We start from the raw sequence: 1,670 nt of genomic DNA, 5'->3' as shown, positions 1-1,670 counted from the left end.
GGAGGAGCCGAGGCTCGCCGCCCGCCCCGCCGGCGAGGCCGTGCCGGTGATCGACGGGGTCGCGCTCTGGACTGGCGGGCGGGAGCACCGCGCCCCCGTGCTGGACCGCGAGGCGCTGCTGGCCGGCGACACGGTGCGCGGGCCGGCGCTGATCCGCGAGGCGAATGCGACCACAGTGGTGGAGCCCGGCTGGCAGGCCGAGGTGACGGCGCTGAACCACATGATCCTCCGCCGGGTGGAGGCGCGGGCGAACGCGGTGCTGGCCGATGCGTCGAAGCCCGACCCGGTGATGCTGGAGCTGTTCGGCGCGCTGTTCATGAGCATCGCCGAACAGACCGGCACGGTGCTGCAGAACACCTCGCTTTCCGTGAACATCAAGGAGCGGCTCGACTTCTCCTGCGCCGTCTTCGACGCCGAGGGGCGGCTGGTGGCCAATGCGCCGCATGTGCCGGTGCATCTGGGCGCGATGGGGGAGAGCGTGCGGACGGTGATCCGCTCGCGCGGCGCCACGCTGCGGCCAGGCGACGTGGTGGCGCTGAACAACCCGTACAACGGCGGCACGCACCTGCCGGACGTCACGGTGATCACGCCGGTCTTCGACGAGGACGGGAAGGAGATCCTGTTCTTCGTCGGCTCGCGCGGCCACCACGCGGATATCGGCGGGCTGACGCCGGGCTCCACGCCGCCGGATTCCCGGGTGCTGGAGGAGGAGGGGGTGGTGATCGACGATTTCCTCCTGGTCGAGCAGGGACGCTTCCGCGAGGCGGAGTTCCGTGCCCTGCTGGGCGCCGCGAAGTACCCGGCGCGCTCGCCGGACGTGAACGTTGCCGACATCAAGGCGCAGGTCGCGGCCAACGAGACCGGGGTGCAGGAGCTGCGCCGCGCCGTGCGCGAGCACGGGCTCGGCACGGTGCGCGCCTATATGCGCCACGTGATGGACAATGCCGAGGAAAGCGTGCGCCGCGTGCTCGACCGACTGGGCGACGGGGCCTTCGCCTACACCATGGACGACGGCTCGCCCTTGCGCGTCGCGGTGCGGGTGGACCGGGCGGCACGGCGCGCGGTGGTGGACTTCACCGGCACCGGGAAGCAGCGCGGCGACAACTTCAACGCGCCGCCGGCGGTGACGCGGGCGGTGGTGCTCTACGGCTTCCGCTGCCTGGTGGGGGAGGAGATCCCGCTCAACGACGGCTGCCTCGTGCCCATCGACATCGTGGTGCCGGAGGGCAGCTTCCTGTCGCCGCATCCCGGCGGGGCAGGAGGGGGAGCCGCCGTCGTGGCCGGGAACACCGAGGTGTCGCAGGCCGTGGCCAATGCGCTGCTGGGTGCACTGCGGGCCTGCGCCTGCGCCCAGGCGACGATGAACAACCTTCTGTTCGGAAATGCGCGCTACCAGTACTACGAGACGGTCTGCGGCGGAGTCGGCGCCGGGCCGGGCTTCGATGGGGCGAGTGCGGTGCAGACCCACATGACCAACACGCGCATGACGGATCCGGAGATCCTGGAGATGCGCTACCCGGTACGGCTGGAGGAATTCTCCATCCGCCGCGGCTCGGGCGGCGTCGGGCGGTGGCATGGCGGAGACGGCGCGCGCCGCCGCATCCGCTTCCTGGAGCCGATGGAGGCGGTGATCGTCGCCTCCCGCCGCGAGGTCGCGCCGCATGGCATGG

At 71.8% G+C, this 1,670-nt stretch carries 1 protein-coding gene; it reads left to right on the top strand.

The window, feature by feature from the left end; genetic code table 11:
• Positions 1 to 1,670: hydantoinase B/oxoprolinase family protein (locus ROTAS13_RS24145; protein WP_171979232.1), on the top strand; the 1,670-nt coding region annotated here is incomplete at both ends.

This window comes from Roseomonas sp. TAS13 (assembly GCF_001950415.1).
Taxonomy (GTDB): domain Bacteria; phylum Pseudomonadota; class Alphaproteobacteria; order Acetobacterales; family Acetobacteraceae; genus Roseomonas; species Roseomonas mucosa.
The sequence above is the reverse complement of the archived record's forward strand: the minus strand, read 5'-3'. Positions and strand labels throughout refer to the sequence as shown.